The organism is Rhodobacter sp. CZR27 (assembly GCF_002407205.1).
Taxonomy (GTDB): domain Bacteria; phylum Pseudomonadota; class Alphaproteobacteria; order Rhodobacterales; family Rhodobacteraceae; genus Cereibacter_A.
Window position 1 is genome coordinate 1330135 of the sequence record NZ_CP023548.1, and the last position, 21996, is coordinate 1352130.

At 69.0% G+C, this 21996-nt stretch carries 15 protein-coding genes; 4 read left to right on the forward strand and 11 right to left on the reverse strand.

Translation table 11 applies throughout. From position 1 onward, the window contains the following. Positions 1 to 11: 11 nt before the first annotated feature. From CK951_RS06580 to CK951_RS06610, 7 genes are all read right to left on the reverse strand, one after another. Entirely contained in the window at positions 12 to 1394 is a 1383-nt protein-coding gene (locus CK951_RS06580; RefSeq protein ID WP_096785390.1) for a beta-galactosidase, read from the reverse strand. Then, entirely contained in the window at positions 1391 to 2626 is a 1236-nt protein-coding gene (locus CK951_RS06585; RefSeq protein ID WP_096785391.1) for a polysaccharide biosynthesis/export family protein, read from the reverse strand. The genes CK951_RS06580 and CK951_RS06585 overlap by 4 nt, the downstream gene beginning before the upstream one ends. A gap of 61 nt (positions 2627 to 2687) precedes the next feature. After that, positions 2688 to 4034 (reverse strand): right-handed parallel beta-helix repeat-containing protein, encoded by a 1347-nt coding sequence (locus CK951_RS06590; protein ID WP_232520703.1) that lies wholly within the window; start codon positions 4032 to 4034, stop codon positions 2688 to 2690. A 202-nt stretch (positions 4035 to 4236) separates the two neighbouring features. Then, the gene (locus tag CK951_RS06595) at positions 4237 to 5820 is read right to left on the reverse strand and encodes a lipid II flippase MurJ (RefSeq protein WP_232520704.1); all 1584 of its coding nucleotides are present in this window, start codon (positions 5818 to 5820) and stop codon (positions 4237 to 4239) included. A gap of 13 nt (positions 5821 to 5833) precedes the next feature. After that, positions 5834 to 7186 carry a sugar transferase gene (locus tag CK951_RS06600; protein WP_232520705.1) on the reverse strand — a complete coding sequence of 451 codons (1353 nt, stop codon included), beginning with the start codon at positions 7184 to 7186 and terminating at the stop codon, positions 5834 to 5836. 638 nt (positions 7187 to 7824) lie between these two features. Beyond that, a complete protein-coding gene (locus CK951_RS06605; protein ID WP_096785393.1) occupies positions 7825 to 9108 on the reverse strand; it encodes a glycerate kinase in 1284 nt (427 codons plus the stop codon). Positions 9109 to 9349: 241 nt separating this feature from the next. Then, positions 9350 to 10207, reverse strand: a complete 858-nt coding sequence (locus CK951_RS06610) for a calcium-binding protein (protein WP_198402436.1) — start codon at positions 10205 to 10207, stop codon at positions 9350 to 9352. Between the two features lie 563 nt (positions 10208 to 10770). Here CK951_RS06610 and CK951_RS06615 point away from each other — a divergent pair. Next, positions 10771 to 12069, forward strand: a complete 1299-nt coding sequence (locus CK951_RS06615; protein ID WP_157764520.1) for a hypothetical protein — start codon at positions 10771 to 10773, stop codon at positions 12067 to 12069. A gap of 212 nt (positions 12070 to 12281) precedes the next feature. Here CK951_RS06615 and CK951_RS06620 read toward each other — a convergent pair whose 3' ends face one another. The 4 genes from CK951_RS06620 to CK951_RS06635 all read right to left on the reverse strand — a co-directional run bounded on the left by CK951_RS06620 (position 12282) and on the right by CK951_RS06635 (position 16366). Beyond that, the gene (locus CK951_RS06620) at positions 12282 to 12851 is read right to left on the reverse strand and encodes a hypothetical protein (protein WP_096785396.1); all 570 of its coding nucleotides are present in this window, start codon (positions 12849 to 12851) and stop codon (positions 12282 to 12284) included. A gap of 316 nt (positions 12852 to 13167) precedes the next feature. After that, positions 13168 to 13761, reverse strand: coding sequence for an Isoquinoline 1-oxidoreductase subunit (locus CK951_RS06625; protein WP_096785397.1), 594 nt, complete (start codon positions 13759 to 13761; stop codon positions 13168 to 13170). 7 nt (positions 13762 to 13768) lie between these two features. Further along, positions 13769 to 15904, reverse strand: coding sequence for a xanthine dehydrogenase family protein molybdopterin-binding subunit (locus CK951_RS06630; protein ID WP_096785398.1), 2136 nt, complete (start codon positions 15902 to 15904; stop codon positions 13769 to 13771). A gap of 3 nt (positions 15905 to 15907) precedes the next feature. Further along, positions 15908 to 16366, reverse strand: coding sequence for a (2Fe-2S)-binding protein (locus tag CK951_RS06635; RefSeq protein WP_096785399.1), 459 nt, complete (start codon positions 16364 to 16366; stop codon positions 15908 to 15910). Between the two features lie 418 nt (positions 16367 to 16784). Here CK951_RS06635 and CK951_RS06640 point away from each other — a divergent pair, with 418 nt between their 5' ends. The 3 genes from CK951_RS06640 (at position 16785) to CK951_RS06650 (ending at position 21919) form a co-directional block, all read left to right on the forward strand. Beyond that, positions 16785 to 17729 (forward strand): bifunctional 5,10-methylenetetrahydrofolate dehydrogenase/5,10-methenyltetrahydrofolate cyclohydrolase, encoded by a 945-nt coding sequence (locus CK951_RS06640; RefSeq protein WP_096785400.1) that lies wholly within the window; start codon positions 16785 to 16787, stop codon positions 17727 to 17729. Positions 17730 to 18137: 408 nt separating this feature from the next. Then, positions 18138 to 19631, forward strand: coding sequence for a DUF1254 domain-containing protein (locus CK951_RS06645; protein ID WP_096785401.1), 1494 nt, complete (start codon positions 18138 to 18140; stop codon positions 19629 to 19631). Positions 19632 to 19813: 182 nt separating this feature from the next. Further along, a complete protein-coding gene (locus tag CK951_RS06650; protein WP_198402414.1) occupies positions 19814 to 21919 on the forward strand; it encodes an alkyl/aryl-sulfatase in 2106 nt (701 codons plus the stop codon). Positions 21920 to 21996 lie beyond the last annotated feature (77 nt).

Consider the following 21996-nt stretch of genomic DNA (forward strand, 5'->3'; position numbering starts at 1 on the left):
GTAATGGCCGATCATGGATCAAGGGAAAGCAGCCGGGCCACGTCCGACCCTGCAACAATGAAGGCTCCAGGCGCACAGTCCGCGCCGACCGGCGCGAGCGTCCCCTGGACGGGATCGATCAGGCACCAGGCGGGCGTGGAGCCCCTTGCGGCCCAGTCCAGAACGTCGGCTGCGCCCTCGCCCCAGGCAAGACGCACGGGATCGCCGCTTCCGCGCAGCTCGAATCCCCCCGAGGGCAGCGGATGCGGCAGGACATCCGGGCCCAGCAGCCGCGCCAGCATCCGGAACGCCCAGACGCCGGGCTTGGGCCGCGCGTCATTCGTATAAAGCGCGGTGAAGCGGTTGCCCCAGGTGGTCTTGTCGTCCTCGCCCAGCCGGAACCAGAGGCAGAAGGCGCCGCCCGAGGCGAGCACGTTCAGGTGCCGGTGGACGGCTGCGAGGAAATGCCCTTCGGGCGTATAGTCGTCGCCGTAATCGCGCGAGGGGCCACCGCATTCCGCCGACAGCACCGGCCGCCCGCTCAACTCGGCCAGAAGTGCAAGGCGGGCGGCGTCGCGCTCCTCGGGGCCATAGAGATGGGCGTCCGCGATGTCATAGCGGGCCTCGCGCAGCACCGGCATCACCCGCTCGTCGATCAGGGCGGCGATGTCCGGGCTCTTGATCCGATCGCGATCGAAGACCGTCGTGGACGCCTCGCTCCAGCGCTGCTGCACCCGGAAATCCGCGCGGTCGAGCGCGACGAGCAGGACGTCGAGGTTGAAGGACGCGATCCCTCCGAGAACGAAGACCGCCTGCGTATCGGCGGCCTTCACCGCGTCATGGGTCGCGTTGATGTAGGCGATCAGCGCGGCGCCGGAGCCGATCCAGCCACCCGACGGGTTCGTCGGGCTCTCCCATTCGTTCGCGGCCTGGTAATGGACGACGCGCCCCTTCAGGCCGGGCATGTCGTCCCGGCCGTCGCCATCATAGCGCTCTGTCACCCGGCCGACGAAGCCTGTCCAGAGACCAAGGTCGGTCGGGTCGCCGTTCTTGACCTTCGACGTTTCGGGGCGGGTGCCCCAGTCCGACTTGGATTCGAAGGTCAGGAACGGCCGGATCCCCAGCGCGAGCAAGGCGCCCACGCGCTCGTCAAGGCCGCGCCAGTTGTAGCGGCCGCGCTCCGGCTCGATCAGCTGCCAGGTGACGGCGATCCGCGCGACGCCGACACCGGCCCCCGCCATGTAGTGATAATAGCGGACCTGCGAGCCGGGGAAGGAGAGGCCGATCCGGGGATTGGGCTCGACGACGAGCCGGCTGAGGTCGATGGTCTGCGCGGCCGCGCGGCAGCCCGTCGAGGCAAGGCAGGTCAGAAGCACGGCAAAAAGCACCCCGACCCGCTGCGCCGACGCCCTCATTGCGGTCCTTCCGGAAGCGCCGGCGGGTCGACGATCACCTCGAGCGTGTCGCCGGGCTGCAGCAGCGACACCGGCCCGGCCGTATAGGTGTGCGTCTGGGTCCCGGCCCGGCGCGTCACGAGATAGCGTGGTTCGCTCGTCGGATCGGCAAGGCCCGCGCCACCGCCGAATTCGGCCAGCAGATTGCGGCTTGCCGCCATCGTGGCGCGGGCTTCGGCGATTTCCTGGCGGACCTCGGTCAGGCGCTGGGTGATTTCCTCCTCGCGCTGGCTGACGAGGCCACGGGCGGCGCTGGTCGCGGCGCTGGCGCTTTGCCGGGCCGCGGCCTCGAAGGCGGCGGCTTCCAGTTCGTTGCTGCGGTACTGATCCGCGGCCAGCGTCACCTCGAGATAGCGCGCGGCCACGGTGAGACCCTGTTCCCGAAGCGAGCGCTGCTTTTCCAGGTCGCGCTCGATCTCCTCGATCTGCCGCTTCGACAGGCTGCGCCGATCCGCGAAGGACTGCGCCTCGATCAGGGACAGGCCGGCGCGTTCCTCCTCTCCCTGGGTTCGGATCTCGTGGAGTTGCCGACGCAGATCCATCAGGCGGACCTGCTCCTCGGCCAGTTGCGCGGCGGTTTCGGCGCCGACCAGCCGCTCGACCTCCGGGGGAACGGGCAGGTCGGTGGCGCCCGCACGCTCCTGCAGCAGCCGCGACTCCTCGAGCAGAAGCGCGGCGAGTCGCGCCTTCATGCCCAGATAGCGGCCAGCCTCTTCGGTCACCCGCATCGCCTGCGATACCGGAGCATCCGCGGCCAGCCGCAGCGAGCCACCCGCCAGCGCCACCGCGCGCATCACGTCAAGCCCGCTGCTGAATTCGTACATCCCGGGTTGCGCGACGGCGCCGAGAAGCGCGACGGGACGCCAGCGCGAGACGGAAACGGTGGTCGAGATCGGCTCGGGGATGATCGTCTTCAGGCGGTCGCGCAGCATCTGCTCGACCTCGGCGGGCGTTCTGCCGCCAACCGGCAGCGACCCGATCAGATGCAGGGCGATCGATCCGTCCTCGCGCAGCGGATAGCTGCCGGACAGATCGTTGTTCGCGAAGATGGAAATCGCGATCACGTCGCCCGGCGCGAGCCGGAATTGCGGCTCTGGCAGGTCCTCCGCCAGAGCCACCGTTGTTGCGAGAGCCAGAGCGATTGCAAGGCAGGAAGCGCTGCGAAAGACGTGCCGGAAGATCTTGTCCTTCATGTCCGTCCTCTTTCGCTGCGCCTTGCGCCTGGTGGTCGACTCCGCCCTGTCCCTGACGGGATCAGATCAGATAGCTGTCGTCATATCTATACTCGGCGTCGAGGCCGGTGACCGAAATACCGGTGCTGCCCGATCCCGCCGACAGGACCAGCCTGTCGAAGCCGTCGGCATCGCTGAACGACACGCTCGTGCCCCGGACCGTCTGGCTTCCGATCGCGACGCCATCCCGATATCCGGTCAGCACCGCCGTCCCCTGCGCGAGCAGGTCGAGCGTCACGTCGACCACATCGCCGGGCTGCTTCGAGAAGTCGAAGACCATCGTCTCGCTTCCGATGATCAGGCTGGAGTTGGCCGTCGTTTCGCCGCTGCTCGCGACGCCGAGGTGCCCGCTGTCGATCCCGACCGAGGCGGCCGCCCCGTTCTTCGTCGCGGTGATCCGGAGGTCGATGTCGTCCAGGTTCACCGCCGCGAGCTTCTGCCTCGCCGCCGATGCCGTCTGGACGACGGCATCGTCGCGAAGCATCTCGACGTTGGTGCGCGTGCCGGCGGCGTTCAGCTCGAGGCCCACGCTGCCCTCCTGCGCCTCGACGGGCAGGGGCGTCTCGACCGGGGACGGACCGACCGGCCCGTTCTCGTCCTGGTCCATCAGGCGACGCGCCTCGGCCTCGCTGACGACGATGTTGCCCGAGGAGGTGGTCGCGATGTTCCTCGCGGCGTAGCCCGAGTCGATGATGACGCCTTTTTCACCGGACAGCGTGTTGTTGCGCACGATGATGCTGTCCACCGGGTCGCTTCCGCTGGGCAGGTTCAGCAGGTTGATGTCGCCGCGGGCCCCGCCCAGGCCGGCATCGACCACGATGTTGTCCTCGATCACCAGCCTGTTGCTCGTGCCGGCCGGATGGTCGGCGTAATAGGCGATGCCGCTCTTGAAGGCGCCGTCGATGTGGTTGCCGCGCACGATGCCCGAGCTGCGGACCGAGATGCCGTTGCCGTCGTGGCTGTTGATGAGGGTGTTGTCCTCGACCAGGAACTCCGAGCCCTGCAGGTAGATGCCGTGCAGAAGCCCGCTCGAGCCGCCATCCAGCCCGGTGTTCGCGATCGTGTTGCCGATGATCTTCAGGCCGACATGGTCGACGCCCGCGGCCTCGCCGGAGTTGATGCCGTCGCGGCCGGTGCCGTCGATCCTGCTGTTCACGATCTCGACGTTGCTGGTCGAGCCGGTCTTGCTCAGCTTGATCCCGGTGCCGCTGACGTCCTCGATCGTGACATTCTCGATCCGAACGTTGCTGACGTTGCGCAGCATCAGGCCGTCGCCGTTGACATCCCGGATCGTCACGTTGCGCACAAGGGTGTTGTTCCACTCCGCGCCTTCGAGCCGCAGGGTCGAGGTGAGAACAAGGTTCTCCACAATTCTAGTATACGCCAATTGGCTACCTTTCCACATTTTTGCGCGGGCGGGCATAATGTGGATGGTTGGCGTTGAAAATCGGTTACGTCTGACCGTTCGGCGTAGATGGTCTGCATTCCGCCGACGGAGGGGTGAAGTCGGCAACTTCTCGCGCTGATACGAAATGTCACCGCGCCCATACGAACGTATGGATGCCGGAGCATCAGTCCAGCGCAACGGAGACACGAAGCACCTTTATCGAAAGGAAAAACAGGCCAAGCCCGAGAAGGCCGGAGAGCGCGAGCGTCGCGAAATCCGAAGCCGCGGAGGGCTCCGGGCCGAAAACGCCGGAGAAAGCGAACATGGACACCGAAGCCAGGATGATGCCGGCAATCGCCGCCATCGCCGCCACTGCGAGGCCAGATTCGCGCCCCAGCCGCACCGGTCCGACCAGCACTCCGCGACCCCGGAGCAGGCCCGCAAGCAGGGCAAGCGTCACGAGCGGCGAGATAGCCTGTCCCAGGACGATCCCGTTCACGCCGAGCGCCGGGGTCAGCCACAGGAACAGCAGGAACTTCATGCCCGTGTCGACCGACACGCCGATGGCGACGAGGCGGACCACCGGCAGCGCCCGGTCGACGAGGATGCGCACCAGCACCATGCGCAGCACGAAGGCGCTCAGCGGGGCCAGCGTCATCCACCTCAGGCTTTCGGCCACGTCCTGCACGTCCTTGTCGCCGAAGCGTCCATGTCCCAGCAGGAACGAGACCAGGGTCGGACTGTGCAGGGCGACGTAGACCTGAACCGGCAGCAGGAGCGCCAGTCCGATGAAGACGTTCCGCCAGAGGTCGGAGGCCAGAATCCGGCCACCTGCCGCCGCGCGCCTTGACCATGCGGTGAAGACCACGAGCGACAGGGCGGTCGCAAGGGCGTTGCCGAGCAGCGTGCCGAGGCGCTGTGTCAGCTCCAGTCGCGTGATCCCGCCCGTGCCGACCTGTGCGGCGAAGGCGGTCTCGAGCCAGGTGCTCGCCAGGGCCGCCACCACGAGCAGCACCGCTGCGATGCCCACGGCCAGCGGACGGGCCGGCTGCGCGGCGATCCCCGGCTCGGGCTCCCACGTGCGGGTCATGCGCAGGCATTGCACCAGCATGATCGCCGCCACCACGAGCCATGCCACGGCGAAGGCGCCAGCGGCCATCAGTACGAGATTGGCGCCCGCGACCGCCAAGGTCGCCGCGATCGCGGCGCGCGGCAGTTGCCGGATCATCGAGGGCATGCCGAAATGCCCCGCCACGTTCAGCGCCGCGGCAAAGACGATGCAGGCCATCGTCGCCGGCAGGACCGCGGCAAAGATCATCAGGGTCTGTCGGGCCAGAACGGCAGCCTCCGCCTCGAGGCCGGGGGCGAGAAGCCGGGTCGCCGCGCCCGCGCCGAAGCCGATCAGCAGGCTCAGGCCCACGCCCGCGACGGCGGCGATTCCGGCATGGCGCAGCGTCGCCTTCATGAACCCGCGCCCGGACCCTATGGCATGGGCTGCCACCAGCGGAATGTAGAAGACCGCCATCACCTGGCTGAGCGTCTCGATCACACTGGTGGCGATCCGGCGCCCGAAGAAGAAGGCATCGGCTTCCGGGCTGATGCCCAGCCGGCGCGCGATCAGGTGCGAAACCAGCAGCGCCAGCAGGATCCCGACCAGCTGCCCGCCGAAGTGCAGGACCGCCGACAGAAGCGAGGAAACCCGCAGTCTGGACTTTCCCGGCGTTGCAGCATTGGCCGGGGCGGTCATTGCGGTATTGCTGGCCTGCACGAACGTCGATCCTTCAGCCGAACCGGACGTTCTGCGGCCGTGCGACCTGACGCCGACGGGTCGGCCCCAGGACGGTCAGGCCCAGCAGGTAGCGCTCGATGATGTATCCCGATGCTGCCGTCGTCGCGGCATAGACATAGAGGCCCGGTTCTCCCGCGGGCTGCAGCGTGACGCGCGCGCGGCGCGTGCCACCCGTCGGCAATTGCACGATCAGCGTCACCCGAGACCCTGCTCCGTCCCCGGCGATGGCCGGCACGGCGGCGAGTGACAGGATCTCCAGCACCTGACCGGGATGCAGCTTGACCCTTTGCGGGGCGGGAATGCCGGGAATTGCCACGCTGACGGATTGGTAGCTTTCGATGCCGGAGAATGTCTCCAGGATCCGCGCGACGAAGGACCTGAACCGCAACCACGCCCGCCTGGCCTTGCGAAGGATCTTCGAGTGAAGCTCCACGACGCTGCGGCGGAGCACGGCAAGACCGATCGCGGTCAGAAGCGTCAGTTCGGCCTTCATGGACACCGGGCGCCGGCAGGCCGTGTTGTTGAACAGCGCGCGGATCCTTTTCGAGGTTCCGTGGCTCATCAGCGCCTGAGCCGGCCCGACAAGGCCCGGCTTGACGGTAAAGCGGATGTCATAGCCGGGGATGCGCGCGCGCTCGATGGCCGCGATCTCCGGGCGGACCGGACGCGGCCCGCAAAGGTTCATGTCCCCGCGCAGCACGTTGAGGATCTGCGGCAGCTCATCCAGCCGCGTGTCCCGCAGGAACTTGCCGAGAGGTGTCTCCAGGCCCGAGTTGCTCGGCAGGGTCCGGTCTCCGGTAAGGCGCGCCGCCGCGGCGGTGTTCAGCGTGCGGAACTTGTAGATCTGAAAGATCTTCAGATCCCTCCCGAGCCGCGGGCCGCGATAGAAGATCTCTCGCCCCTGCGTCAGCAGCAGGGCGACCGAGATCACGATCAGGATCGGCAGCGCACAGACAAGGATCAGAACTGCGGACAGGACATTATAGGCCCGGTAGGCCCGCGGGTGCGTCGGCTTGAAACCGATCTGCCGCGGCAACCGCCGCCTGGCCCGGGCCGACACGATGTGAAACCCGGCCTGATCGCCTTGGGGAGCCAATTCACCTGCAGCCTTGTCCGGTGCCACGTCGATCGGCAAATCCAGCGCGATCCTGGTGGTAAAAATGGACATGCCGTCTTCCGACGCCTCGGGAGTCTGATCCAGCATTAAAACTGCCGCGTCGGTCCGCGTTTTCATCATGATGCTGACCTTCCAATACGACGAAGTGATCTCCTCCTTCGCTGATGAATCGAAGAGGATGAACCTAAAAACCTGTCGAGACGATAACCCTGCCTGCCGTCCTGTCAACATGACCAAATCTGCAATATGCAGTCGCGAGAAAATTGAATTGCGATTGCAGATGCTTGGCGACCTGGCAGCGCCGGACGCGAGAAAGTCTCAGGTGCGACAGTTGCGCATGTTTCGTGGGGTTTGACTATAGCCCTCACAGGCTTTATGGAGCGGTCGAACGAGGTAGATTGAAATCCTCACTCTCGCATCCTACCCATATTGGCGTGTGAACTAAGTCGGCCGCAGTAGATGGCGTTAAAATGGTGGTGTCTTGTCGGCTCCCATGCGCCTAATTGAGGCTGCGCCCGATCGCGGGCTGTTCGATTCCGACGGAATCGCCACATCTTCTGCCGTTTTGACGATTGCCGGGGTGCGCCCGCTTCAGTCGGGCCCACGGCTGAGCAGGCAGTCAGCCCGACACCGATAGGCTCCACGGGCTGATCGTTGACGAGCCGCCGTCGCGTCGCTCGGGGTGCCGTTTCCGGCGGGTCTGCTGCCTTGCCCGGCGGGCCTGAGGATTGGCAATGCTTGCGTGACCCATGCCCGGGATCCCTGTCAGCGACAACATGAGGTTCCTTCGCGTGGCGGGCTGCGCGCGGTCCTGAACGGGCTCGACGGCCGGACTGTGGAGGGGGGACCCTGCGGGGGCAGGCAAGCTACCCGCGGTCTGCCCGGGCGATCAGGATGGCGCGGAAGTCGTTCACGTTGGTCAGGGTCGGACCGGTCACGACCTGGTCGCCCAGGGCGGAGAACAGGCTGTGGGCGTCGTTGCGCTCCAGCACCTTGCGCAAGTCCCAGCCGAGCGCGCGAGCCCGGGCGAGGCTGTCCGGGGCAAGAAGCGCACCGGCGGCGGGTTCCGTGCCGTCGATGCCGTCGGTGTCGCAGGCCAGGGCCCAGACCTGCGGATGGCCGTTCAGCGCGAGGCCAAGCGACAGCAGGAACTCCACGTTGCGCCCGCCGCGCCCGGTGCCGCGGAGCGTCACGGTGGTCTCTCCGCCCGAGATCAGCACGCAGGGCGCGTCGACGGGATGGCCTGTGCCTGCGGCCGCGCGGGCCATCCCGGCGAGCACCTTGCCCATCTCGGCCGCCTCGCCTTCCAGCGCGTCGCCGAGGATCAGCGGGGTGTATCCGGCCGCCCGCGCAACCTCGGCTGCGGCCAGAAGCGACTTCTGCGGCGTGGCGACCAGTGTGGCCGTGGCCTGGGCAAGCCGGGGATCACCGGGCTTCGGGGTTTCGGAGGCCGGCGACGCGAGATGGCGTCGCACGGAGTCCGGAACCTCCACGCCGTAGCGGGCAAGGATGGCGGCCGCCTCGGCACTGGTGGTGGGATCGGCCACCGTTGGACCGGAGGCGATGGCGGCAGGATCGTCGCCCGGCACGTCGGAGATCAGCAGGCTGACCACGCGGGCAGGGTGGGCGGCCACCGCAAGCCGCCCGCCCTTGATCGCCGAGATGTGCCGCCGGACGGTGTTCATCTGGCCGATGTCGGCGCCGCTGCGCAACAGCGCGGCATTGATGGCCTGCTTGTCGCCGAGCGACAGCCCGTCCTCCGCCGGCAGCGCCAGCAACGCCGAGCCGCCGCCCGAGATCAGGCAGATCACCAGATCGTCCGGTCCCGCCGCTTCGGCCATGGCGAGCATCCGTGCGGCGGCCATCCGTCCGGCCTCGTCCGGGACCGGATGGGCGGCCTCGACGATCTCGATCCGGTCGCAGGGCACCCCATGTCCGTAGCGGGTCACCACCAGACCTTCCAGCGGGCCGGTCCAGTGCTCCTCGACCGCGCGCGCCATGGCGGCAGATGCCTTGCCCGCCCCGAGGACGATGGTGCGGCCCTTCGGCGGCGCGGGCAGATGCGGAGGGACGACGCGCGCGGGCAGCGCCGCCGCCACCGCGGCCTCGAACATGCGGCGCAGCAGCCTTGCAGGCACGTCGTGGTTCATGGCGGGCCTCCTGATGGTCCGGGTGACAGAGAGAGCCCGGTTCGGCCGGATGATGACCCGACGTCCGCGAGGTTTCCAGCGGGGTCGAGGACCAGGCGCCAGGTCAGGCAGGGTGGCGGGTCGGTGGGATCATCTGCGCCCGCCCGCCAGTACGGGCGAACGGCAGCCGCGTCCCGGCGCCCGACCGGATTGCAGGCCGGTCATCAGCGACCGGCCTGCCTTGGCACGCGCTGCGCCCGTCTCAGAGCACGAAGTCGTCGGCCACCCAATAGGCGGCGCTGCGCGATCCGTCGTCGACGACGATGGTGATCTCGGGCGAGGAATCGTTGTCGATGTTCCCGAGGATGTAGGTCGCGTCGCCATCCCCCTCCACCGCCATCAGATAGCCCTTGGCCGGCGAACCCTGCGTCGCATTCGACCAGCGGAAGGTCTGGTTGCCCTGGTAGGTCAAGTTGGCGTCGATGCCCGCGACATCGATCACGTCATTGCCGAACGAGAAGCCGTCGATGAGATCCGCGTCTCCGGTTCTCGAATGGTTCGCCCGGCCGAACTTGAAGATGTCGGCGCCGGCGCCGCCCACCAGCCGGTCCTCGCCCGCACCGCCGACAAGCAGGTCATTGCCGTCCTCGCCATAGAGGGTGTCTTCGTCGGCTCCGCCGAAGAGGTCGTCGTGGCCCGAGCCGCCATGCAGGATGTCCTCGTCCGCCTCGCCGTAGAGGCGATCCGCATCTATCCCCCCATAGAGCGTGTCGTCGCCGGTATAGCCGAACAGGTAGTCGATCCCGGACCCGCCGCTCAGGTAGTCATCGCCCGTCCAGCCGTCGAGGTCGTCGTCGCCGTCCTCGCCGTAGAGGCGGTCGCTGCCGCTGCCGCCGTCCAGGGTGTCATGGCCGGTCCAGCCAAGGAGCGTGTCGTTTCCTCCGTCGCCGTAGAAGGAGTCGTTGCCGCCGCTGCCGGTCGAGCCATGCCCCGAGTCGTCGATCGTGTCGTTGCCACCATAGCCATAGACGGTGTCGTTGCCGCGGCCGGGGTGGATCGTGTCGGAATTGGAGGTTCCGAACAGTTCGTTGGCGAACGTGTTTCCATCGATATGCGCCATGTGGGTTCTCTCTCGTGCAACCATGGGACCAGCGAGGGCGCACCACGGGCGAAAGCCGTCGCGGCAGCGCCTGCGCTTCTTCTATCGCATCAAGTCCGGGTCGGGGCCCTCTGTTCCACCGCCGGCGCAGGGCACAGGCGGACAGTTGCCGGTGGGATCTGCCACGCCGGCTTCCGGCCGCTCCCTACGTTGGGGCAGGGCGCCGGTGGGGCAGGGATCGCCTCGGTCGCACGGGGCTGCGTCCCGCGCGCCTGAACCCCGGATGCGCGGCGGTGCGGGCAAGCCTCCGTCGGACGCCAGCCGGGGCGGGCCGGCGGAACTCCGCCGTGTCGGGCGCGGCCCGGCGGAGCCGTGTCGCAGCCGGTGCCACAGCGCCTCCGGCATCTGCTATCCTTCCGGGACACCGGGTCCGGCTGCAACGGTCGCTGCCCCTCGGCATGGCCGCGTCCAACGGGAGGGATCTTCCGCGGATGCGCGTCGGGGGCGGAACAGGACGACGCACCGAAGGTTGGACAGCGTTGCAGTCGGCGGACCGGAGCGCGCGGGAGCCGCGAGAGGGTTTCATGGGCTTGCAGAAGCAGAGCCATCTTCCGTTTCAATGGACACCCGCCGTGCCGGCGTCGTGTCGTCACGAGCAGCCCCGGCCCGCGACCTCATCCCCTGTGCTGCGCTGGCGTCCACGCAAGCTGCACCTGTTTGCCGGCGCGGCGGGGGCCTATCTCGCCCTCGGCGTGATCCTGACCGTGGATCTGTCGCCCGGCGGGCTGCTGGCATTTCCGGGGCGGACCCCGTTGCGCGCCGAAGCGCCGGAGGCGGATCCCCGCGGAGAGCCGGACCCGCTGGCCGTCGAGCAGGTGGCGGTCGCCCACGACATGCGCTTCCTGATGGCCGATCCGGATCGGGAGGCGGCCCTTGAGGCGCCGCGGCGCATCTTTGCGGTATCGCCGGCGTTCCCGCCTGTTCCCCTGTTGCAGGGCGCGGCGGCGCGAGCCGAGCCGGCGGTGGATGCCGTGCCCCCGCCGCGGCCGGCCGCGCTGCAGAGGGTCGCGTTGCCCGCCGGTGCAGGAGCCGAGGGCGCCTCGCTTCGCCTTCCGGGGGTCCTTGACGGCGTCGCGCGTGCGGTCTCGCCGGGTCTTCTCGCACCGCCCACGCTCTCCGAGGCGCCACCCTGGGAGATTGCGCCGTCCTCCTCCGCCCCCGGGTTCGCCTGGCCCCTCCGGATTGCGCGGGCGACACAGGCGCCGATCCTCGCCCTGTTCCCGGCCGCATCGGTGGGCAGGGTGCAATACCGGGCCGCACTGGTCTTTCCGGAAGCGGGCCGTTCTGCCCGGCCACCGGTCCCTGCAGGGGCCTGGGCGCGCCGGATGGTGTCGGGCAGCGAAGTCCTGATCCTCTGGCCCGGCGAAGGCGATCGGGCCGAGGGGTGCAAGCCCTCCGCCTGCCTGTCCGCCATCCCCCTCGCGCTGGGTGTCGCAAGCGCGCCGGCCGCTTCGAAGGCGACGGGGTCGGCACGCCGCGGAGGTGCCTTCCCCACTTCGGGCGAAGCCATTGCCTCGCTCGATGGCCGCGGCGGCTCGGCCGTCGCGGGCACCGCCACCGGCCGCGGCGCGAAGGCGCAGCGTTCCGGCCGAGGCGCTTCCGGAGCGACCGGCAATCCGGGGCGCGGCGCGGGCCGGGAAGGGTCTGCCGGGCGCGGGAACAGTGGCGGGCGTGGCGGTGCCGGAAAATCCGGGGACGGCGGAGGCAATGGCCACGGAAAGGGCGGTGGCAACGGCCACGGAGGCGGCAAGGGCGGCGGGAATGGCGGAGGCAAGGGCGGAGGGAACGGTGGCGGCAAGGGCGGGGGCGGCCGCGACAAGTGACGGTCGCGCCGGATCGGGCCTGCGGATCGCAACCGCCAGGGTCCGCCGGCCGTCAGTCTGACGACCGCGGGGCGCCGCAAGCACAAGGGCGGCCCCTGTGGGCCCTCGGATCAGCTCCCGTTGCGCCTGCACCCGTTCCGCGCGTCACCGCGGCGGAGTCCGCACCCTCCGGGTGGATCCGTTGCCCTTGATCGTCATGCCGTGCGTGGTTGTCACGCGGCGCCGGCCACCGCGCTTGCGCCCTGCAATGCCTCGTCCAGCCCGTCGGCGATTGCCTGCGCCCGGCGGAACTCGTCCGTCGAGCCCGCAGCCCCGCTGCTCAGGTCGATCCAGAGCGCGCCGCCGTCACCCTCCGCGAAGCCACAGCGCAGCAGGATCGCGCGCAGGCCGGCGGTGGGAGCGGGCACGGTCAGGATCGGAAGGTCGATCTCGACCATGGCCCCCGGCGACGCCTTGGCATTGTAGCGCTCGACGCAAGCGATGAGACCGGCAAGCCAGAGCGTGCGTTCCAGCCTTGCGGCCTCGCGCGAGCGCCAGGCGTCGATGCCGCTCAGCACGGCCTGAAGCTGCGGGGCCGATGCCTTCGGGACCAGGATGGCCGGGGTTGCGAGGCCGATGGCCTCGATGCCGGGGATCTCCTTCAGGAAGGAGGCTGCCGGCCGCAGCCATGGCCCGTGCAGCAGGATGCCCGCCGCGTTCGGGATGGCCGCAAGCCGATGGCAGGGCGAAAGACTCTCCTGGCCGGCCTGATGCAGGCCGGACGAAATCGATACGGGTGACATGGTTCTTCTCCGGGAACTCCGCACTCCTATAGATGATCCCGAGCAGGGATGAAATGCCGTTCCTGCATGGCTGCCCTGCAAAATGCCTTCAATATCAGTATGCTGGCGCATACAGACACGCTGCGCCGCCTGACGGGGACGGCGGCCCGGCAAGGCCGCCCGGCGGCGAGGGGCCTTGCGGAACTTATCCGCCCTCGGCCGGGCGGCCGGCAGGCGAGGGATAATGTCCGACAAGCTGGAACGGCCGCCGGAAGTGCGTCCACCGCAATGGCGGAACGGCCGGGTCAAGCATCTCCGATCCGTCCCGGCCAGGCCGTCAGGCGGGACACTCCGCGCCGCTGTCGATCCAGGCGCGGGTCAGGGCGCCAAAGATCTCCTGGCTGCCCGGTGCCGGCTCGCGACCCTCGCCCGGATGCCAGCCCCAGCCGACGAGGCCGTCGCGCGCGTTGTGCTCGTGCAGCGCCTCGAGATCCTTGCCGCCGTTCCTTGCGGGGTCCTTCAACTGCGCGCAGATCTCGCCAAGGCCGAGCCCGACCCAGCCCATGCTCACGGGTGCCAGCGCCCATGGCTGATGGCCGGGGATGCTGCCGGGGCTGCCGGTGAAGGCCACGTTGTCGCCGCCGTGGCAGGTGGTGCAGGCCATGCCGACCGCCCCGAGATCGGCGGGCCCGCGCACAACCGGCGGGTTGTGGGCCTCCATCGCCTCGCCCTGGGTCGGGCCGCCCTCCACCGGATGGCAGTTCAGGCAGCGCGGATGGGTCAGCACCTTTCCCATCTCGGTGAAGATCGCGGCCGACCGCTCGGCCGGATCGGCGAGGCTGGCGAAGGCTTCGGGTCCACGCAAGTCCTGCGCGAGGCCGAGGGCGGGCGCCGCGGCCAGCACGGCCGCGGCAGGGAACAGCAAGCGCATGGGCACCTCAGGCCAGAAGTTGCGAGAAGGGAAGCTGGCGGACCGGCTGGCCCGTCAGCGCGCGCCAGGCATTGGCGACGGCGGGGGCGAGGGGCGGAACGCCCGGCTCTCCCACCCCGGTCGGGGGCTCGGTCGAGGGGATGATCGCGACATGGACCTTCGGCATCTCGTTGATCCGAAGCACGCGGTAGTCATCGAAGTTCGACTGCTGCACCTGCCCGTCGTCGCCCAGCGTGATCGCGCTGTAGAGCGCGGCCGAGAGGGCATAGCCGATGCCGCCCTCCATCTGCGCCCGGATCACGTTGGGGTTGACCGCCACCCCGCAATCGACCGCACACCAGACCTGCGTGACCTTCGGCATGCGGCCGGCATTCTCCACCTCGACGATCTGGGCGACGTAGCTGCCGAAGCTCTTGACCACGGCCACGCCATAGCCGCGGCCCTCGCGCGTCCGGCCCTGCCAGTTCGCGATCTCGGCGACCTTCTCCAGCACGGCCCGGTGGCGCGTGGCCTCGGGCAGGAGCAACTCCAGCCGGCCCTGCACCGGGTCCTTGCCCGCGCGTTCCAGCACCTCGTCGAGGAAGACCTCGACCGCAAAGGCCGTGTGCGTATGCCCGACCGAGCGCCACCACAGCACCGGAACCGCGCTTTCCACCCGCGCCCATGCGATGCGCCGCGCCCCCACGTCATAGGGCAGGTCGTTCGAGCCTTCGTAGGAACTCGGGTCAAGACCGTCCTGCATGAACATCTCGAGCGCGGTGCCCGCCATGATCGACTGGTTGGCGACCGTGTTCTCCCAGCCGATGATGCGCCCTTCGGCATCGAGACCCGCCCGCAGCCGGTGCAGGGTGAGCGGCCGGTAGTAGCCGCCATGCAGGTCGTCCTCGCGCGTCCAGACCAGCTTGAAGCTGCCGTCGCGCCCGGCGGCCTTCGCGACATTTGCGGCCTCGGCGGCCAGATGGGCCGAGCCCTGCGCGCGGCGTCCGAACGAGCCGCCGGCGAAGAGGACGTTGATCCGCACGTCCTCGACCGACAGGCCAAGCGTCTGCGCCACGGTCGGCCGGTCGATCGAGGGGAACTGGCAGCCATACCAGAGTTCCGCCTTGCCGCCCGTCACCTCGATCACCGCATCCAGCGGCTCCATCGGCGCATGGGCGAGATAGGGGAAGCGATAGTCCGCCTCCAGCACCTCGGCGGCGCCGTCGATGGCAGCCGTGTCGCCCGCTTCCTCCACGGTGCGCGCCTGCGGCAGCGCCGCGGCCATCTCCTCGAGCATCCGCGCCGTGCCGCGCCGTTCGGCGGCCGCCTCGTCCCAGCGGATCTCGAGCGCCTCGCGGCCCTTCAGCGCGGCGAAGGTGTTTCGGGCATAGACCGCGATCCCCTCGGGGATCTGCCGGACCATCTCGACCCCCGCCACCTTCATCGCCGCCGCGTCGTCAAACGAGGCGACCTTCGCGCCGAAGGCCGGAGGATGCGCCACCACGACGGTCAGCATGCCTTCGCGGTAGACATCGAGCGTGAACTGCGCGGTCCCGTTCGACTTGGCCACCGAGTCGAGCCGCGGCACGTCGGTCCCGATCAGCACGAAGTCCTTCGGGTCCTTCAGCGGCGGGTCCTGCGGCACCTCCATGCCGGCGGCGGCGGCGGCGAAGGCGCCAAAGCCCGCCTCCTTGCCGCTCGGGTGCGACAGCCGTCCGGCCTTCACGGTGATCTCGGCGGCCGACACCCCCCATTCCGCGGCGGCGGCGGCGACCAGCATGGCGCGTGCGGCCGCCCCCGCCCTGCGCATCTGGATGTAGCTGTTGGCGATGGCGGTCGAGCCGCCGGTGCCCTGCGCGCCGAAGGCGAGGTTCGCATAGAGCCTGTCGTCGGCATGGGCCGCCTCGGCGCGGATCTGGCTCCAGTCTGCGTCCATCTCCTCGGCAACCAGCGTGGCCAGGCCGGTATAGGGGCCCTGGCCCATCTCGAGATGCTTGATGATGACCGTCACCGTGTCATCGGCGGCGACACGGATGAAGGCATTGGGGGTCGGGGGGCCCGCGGCGGGGGCGCCCTGCGCCCGGGCGAACGGCGCGGGCAGGACCAGCGACAGCGTGAAGCCGGCGGTTGCGGCGATGAAGCCGCGGCGCGAGATCTTCGTCATGGCTCAGCCCTCCAGCGTTCTGGCTGCATCGTGGATCGCCTGCCGGATGCGGACGTAGGCGGCGCAGCGGCAGAGGTTGCCCGCCATGGCGTGGTCGATGTCCTCGTCCGAGGGCTTCGGGATCTCGCGCAGGAGCGCAGTGGCCGACATCACCTGTCCCGACTGGCACCAGCCGCATTGCGGCACATCGATGGCCGCCCATGCTGCCTGCACCGCCTCGATCTCGCGGCCCTGCATGCCCTCGATCGTGGTGACTTGCGCGCCCGCGACGGAGCCGATCGGCGTCACGCAGGACCGCCGCGGCATCCCGTCGAGCATGACCGTGCAGGCCCCGCACTGCGCCACCCCGCAGCCGAATTTCGTTCCGGTCAGGCGCAGCTCGTCGCGCAGGACCCAGAGCAGGGGTGTATCGGGATCGACGTCGAGCGTCATCTCGCGTCCGTTGATGCCCAGGCTGATCATCGGCTGTCTCCTCCCCGGTCGCTTTCCGCCGCCACGTAGAAGGTGAGGGGCCTGCGTCAAGTGGTCACATCGCACTTTTAGGCGTTGGGCAGGTCGGGCAGGCGGGGGCGGGCCGCGGCCGGGCACCCCGCCGCGCCGATCCGAGGGGCGCCGATCGGCTGCCGTCACCCACCCGGATGGGGCCCGTTCAGGGGCCTCTTCCATCTCGCAGGACGAGCCGGGAAGGGCCCGCCGCGCCCGCCCGACATGGCGCGCGCGTCGCCCTTCCGAAACGCGGCACGAGACGGATTCCTTGCGAAACATGTCGGCCCGGCTCCGGGTGCGCCCGGTCGGCCGTGCCATTCTCGCCTGGCAACGCGGCCGCGGGCGGAACACCCCCGGCCACGTCGGGTCCTCATCACTGCGGGATAGTCACACCATGGCCGAACGACGCGATCACCGACAAATCGATGGAAAGGCCGTGCGGCGGCGCATCCTGGCCGAGGTCCGGCACGACCTGGACCTCGCGGCCGCGAGCCATCCGGTCGGCAGGCTCGTCTCCATTTCCATCGGTCCCTCGCCCGAGGTCGATGTCTACGTGCGAAACCAGGCGCGCGGCGCCGCCGAGGCGGGGCTCCCCTTCGATCAGCAGGTCTGGCCCGCCGCCCTCGGGCAGGAGGACTGCAAGCGCCGGATCGTGGCGCTGAACGACGATCCCGGGGTGCTCGGCATCATCCTGCAGCGTCCGGTGCCTCCGCACATCCACGTGCGGTCGCTTCAGTCGGCGATCCATCCGCTGAAGGACGTGGAGGGCATGAACCCGGCCTCGATCGGCAACATCGTCTATAACGACGTGGCGCTGGCGCCCTGCACGGCCGCCGCCGCCGTCGAGCTGATCCGCGAGACCGGCCTGCCGATGAAGGGGCTGGAGGTCGTGATGATCGGCCATTCCGAGATCGTGGGAAAGCCCGTCGCCTTCATGCTGATGGCGGAAGGCGCCACGGTCACGGTCTGCCACCACATGACGCGGTCGGTCGCCATGCACTCGCGCCGCGCCGACGTTGTCGTCGTGGCCGTGGGCAGGCCGCATCTCGTCGGGCCCGACATGGTCAGGCCGGGCGCCGCGGTGATCGACATCGGGATCAATCAGGTGTCCGATGCGGAGGGCAGGGTGAGGATCCTCGGCGACGTCGATACAGAGGCCGTGGCCGAGGTCGCGGGCTGGATCACGCCGGTTCCCGGCGGTGTGGGGCCGGTCACGGTGGCGATGCTGATGCGCAACGCGCTGGTGGCGCACAGGCGGCAGGTGGCAGCCGGATGGCTGGACCGCACGCCCGCCGCCGTCGCGGCTGCCCGGCCCACGGCCGCGCCGCCCGGCTGCTAGGCGATCGGGCGACCCGAGCGCGCCGGCCGCCTGCCGGCGCGTCGCAGGTTGTGAACTCTCCGCCCGGTCGGCGGCATGGGCATGCGGCCCGCGCGCCGCCGCGCCGCGACAGGGCCAAGGGCACGGCGGCAGCCCCCGGGAACCGGGCCGGCGCGGTGACGGAACGGCCGGGCAAACTCGCCAGCCGGCCGCGCCGCCGTCGAAAGGCCAGCGGCGGCCCCCGGGGGCGGAAGCGTCCGGCTCCGGTGTCCGGTCCGGTCGCCGCGATCTATCGACCGGCTCCGTTGACGAAGATCAATCCATCGGCCGCAGATCGTCCCTACGCTCTCGTCGGATGCGCGCCTTGCGGTGGTGCGAGGGCGCAGTCCGGCCGTGCCTGTCCGAGTTTCCGCTCTTCCGGAGAGTGCCATGCAACATCCAGCGCGCGGTCTTTCCGCGCAAGCCGTGCAGACCAGCCTCATCGCCGCCCTCGCAGCCTTTGCCGCGGCAGGTCCCGTCCGCAGCGATACCGCGGTTGCCCCCGCTGCTGCCATCGCCGATCGGGAGGCGAGCGACATCGCCCTCGAAGCCTATGTCTATCTCTATCCCCTCGTCACGATGGAGGTGACGCGGCGACAGCTGACCAATGTCGAACCGGGCAAGGGGTTCGGTGGTCCGATGAACACCTTCGCCAACATCCGCGCCTATCCCGAAGCCACCGACCGGGCGGTGGTGCGTCCGAACTTCGACACCCTCTATTCCAGCGCGTTCCTCGACCTGCGGAGCGAGCCCGTCGTGGTCTCGGTGCCGGACACGGCCGGGCGCTACTACCTTTTGCCGATGCTCGACATGTGGTCGGACGTGTTCGCCTCGCCCGGCTGGCGCACGACCGGCACCGAGGCCGGTCACTTCGTGGTGGTCGCGAAGGGCTGGCAGCCCGACAGGCGGGCCAGCCTGATCGAGGACCATGGCCTGCCGGCGGAGACGCAGGTGATCGAGGCGCCGACGTCCTTCGTCTGGATCGTCGGGCGGACCAAGACCGATGGTCCCGCCGATTATGCGGCGGTGCATGCGATCCAGGACGGTTATGCCCTGACCCCGCTCTCGCAATGGGGCAGGACGCCGGAACCGGTCGCCATGACGCCCGATCCCGCGGTCGACATGAAGACGCCGCCGAAGGTGCAGGTGGACACGATGACGTCCGAGGCGTTCTTCGCCCTGGGCGCGGAGCTCCTGAAACTGCATCCGCCGCATCCGACCGACCAGCCGGTCATCGCGCGGATGAAGCGGATCGGCCTTGAACCCGGCAAGAGCTTCGACCCGGAGAGCCTTGACGCCCCGGTGCGGCAGGCCATCGCCCGGGCCGCTTCGGAAGGGCAGCGCCTGATGGCCGCGAAGGCCCGCACGCTCGCGCGGTCCGAGAACGGCTGGCAGATGAACACCGACACGATGGGCGTCTATGGCAACTACTACCTGAAGCGGGCCATCGTCGCGCAGGTGGGCCTCGGCGCCAACCTGCCCGAGGACGCGGTCTATCCGCTCGGCGTCGAGGACGCGGCCGGGCAGCCGCTGGACGGCAGCCACCGCTACACGATGCATTTCCCGCCCGGCAATCTGCCCCCGGCCGAGGCGTTCTGGTCGGTGACCCTCTATGATACCGACGGCTTCCAGGTGCCGAACGCCATCAACCGCTTCGCGCTGAGCAGCTGGATGCCGCTGGAATACAACGCCGACGGCTCGCTCGACCTCTTCATCCAGAACGAGAGCCCGGGCAAGGCGCTGGAAGCCAACTGGCTGCCCGCGCCGCAGCGTCCCTTCACGCTGACGATGCGCCTCTATGCGCCCCGGATGGACGTGCTGACCGGCCGGTGGGCGCCGCCGCCGGTCGAGAAGGCAACCGGCACCCCCATGCTGGCACAATAGGCATCCGGCGGGGACCGGAAGGGTCCCCGTAGGATATCCCGCCTGCGGAACGGAAAAGGCCGGTCTGCCCGGCGCCGGTCGGGGTCGATCATCGACCGGAGCACCCACGGACGTTCCTCTTCATCATCTCGAAGTTCACGACCCGACACGAACGCAAACCCACAGTCCAAGGATTGAACGTGATGTCCAAGCTTGCAGTGACGACAGCGCTGACCCTGGTGTTTGCCATTGCCTCTGTTGGCCAGGTCGCGGCCGCCGGTGGCGGGGCGGTTCTCTCGGATCCCGGGGCGAAGGAGGGCCGGCATTTCGATGCCAAGGGCAAGATGCCCTCGAAATTCACCATCGAGTTGCAGAACGGCCTGCGCAAGTCCCTGCCGTTCGAGGACCGGCGCGACTTCGAGGAAGCGAAGCACGGCTTCATCGCGGCGCCCGACTACACGCAGATCATGTCGGACGCCGGAACGGTCGCCTGGGACATGGGCAGTTACGACTTCCTGCTGATGGGCAAGGACTTCGACAGCATCAACCCCTCGCTGCAGCGCCAGGCCATCCTGAACATGGCCTACGGCCTCTACGAGGTGGTTCCCGGCAAGATCTACCAGGTGCGCGGCTTCGACCTCGCCAACATCAGCTTCATCCGCAGCGACACCGGCTGGATCGTCTTCGACCCGCTCACCGCGAAGGAGACCGCCCGCGCCGCGCTTCAGTTCGTCAACGAGAAGCTGGGCGAGCGTCCCGTGGTCGCCGTGGTCTATTCGCACTCGCACACCGACCACTATGGCGGCGTGCGCGGCGTGGTGGACGAGGCCGACGTCGCCAGCGGCAAGGTGCCGGTGATCGCGCCCGTGGGCTTCATGCGCCATGCGGTGGCCGAGAATGTCTATGCCGGCAACGCGATGAACCGGCGCGCGATGTTCCAGTACGGGCTTCTGCTGCCGCGCAGCCCCTTCGGCCATGTCGACCAGTCGATCGGCAAGAACACCGCCGCCGGCAATACCGGCCTGATCGCGCCGACCCGGCTGGTCGAGAAGCCGTTCGAGACGATCACCGTCGACGGCGTGACGATGGTGTTCCAGAACACCCCCGGCACCGAGGCGCCGGCCGAGATGAACACCTATTTCCCGCAGTTCAAGGCGTTCTGGGCGGCCGAGAACATCACCGGCACGATCCACAACATCTACACGCTGCGCGGCGCGCTGGTGCGCGATGCGCTCGAATGGTCCAAGCAGATCAACGTCGCCCTCTACGAGTTCGGCCAGGAGGCCGAGGTGATGTTCGCCTCGCACAGCTGGCCGCGCTTCGGCAACGAGCGCATCCAGGAGGTGATGCGCACCCAGCGCGACACCTATGCCAACCTCAACAACCAGGTGCTGCACCTGGCGAACAGGGGCGTCACGATCAACGAGATCCAGAACGTCTACCGGCTTCCCGACAGCCTGAGGACCCAGTGGGCGGCGCACAGCTATCACGGCTCGGAGGAGCACAACAGCCGTGCGGTGCTCAACCGCTACCTCGGCTACTGGGACGGCAATCCGGCGACGCTGATCCCGCTGTCGCCGCGCGACTCGGCGCCGCTCTATGTCGAGATGATGGGGGGCGCCGGTCCCATCCTGAAGAAGGGCCAGGAACTCTTCGACACGGGCCGGTATCTCCACGCCGTCGAGATCCTGAACAAGCTGGTCTATGCCCAGCCCGGCAACGAGGTTGCCAAGAACCTGCTGGCCGACACGTTCGAACAGATCGGCTACCAGAAGGAAAGCCCCAGCCTGCGCAACAGCTTTCTCGCCGCGGCCTACGAGCTGCGCAACGGCATGCCAGCGGGCCTGCAGGTCAAGACGAGCGGCCCGGACACGATCCGCGCCATGAGCACCGACCTCTGGCTCGACTTCCTCGGGGTGCGGCTGGATGCGGCCGAGGCGGCTGGCCTGCGGACGGTGATCAACCTCGTGACACCGGACAACGGCGAGAAATTCGTGGTGGAGCTGAGCAACTCGACCCTGACCAACATCAAGGGCCGGCAGGCGGCCAATCCCGATCTCACCATCACGGTGAACCGGACCGACCTCGAGACCGTGATGGCGGGGACGGCGACGCTCGACGATCTGGTGAAGGCCGGCAAGGCGACCCTGGACGGCGACAGGACGGTGTTCGACAGGATGCGCGGGATCCTCGTGCAGTTCACGCCCGACTTCGCGCTGGTGCCGGGCACGGTGCGTGCCGCGCCCGGACAGGTTCCCGAAGGCGATCCCTTCGCCCAGCAGGAACCGGGCGACACCTCGGGCGGCTGAGCGGCGCGTGATGCGGCGGCGGCCAACCCGGCCGCCACCGGGTCCCGGCTTGGCCGCGGGCCGCAGGGCGGAGACGG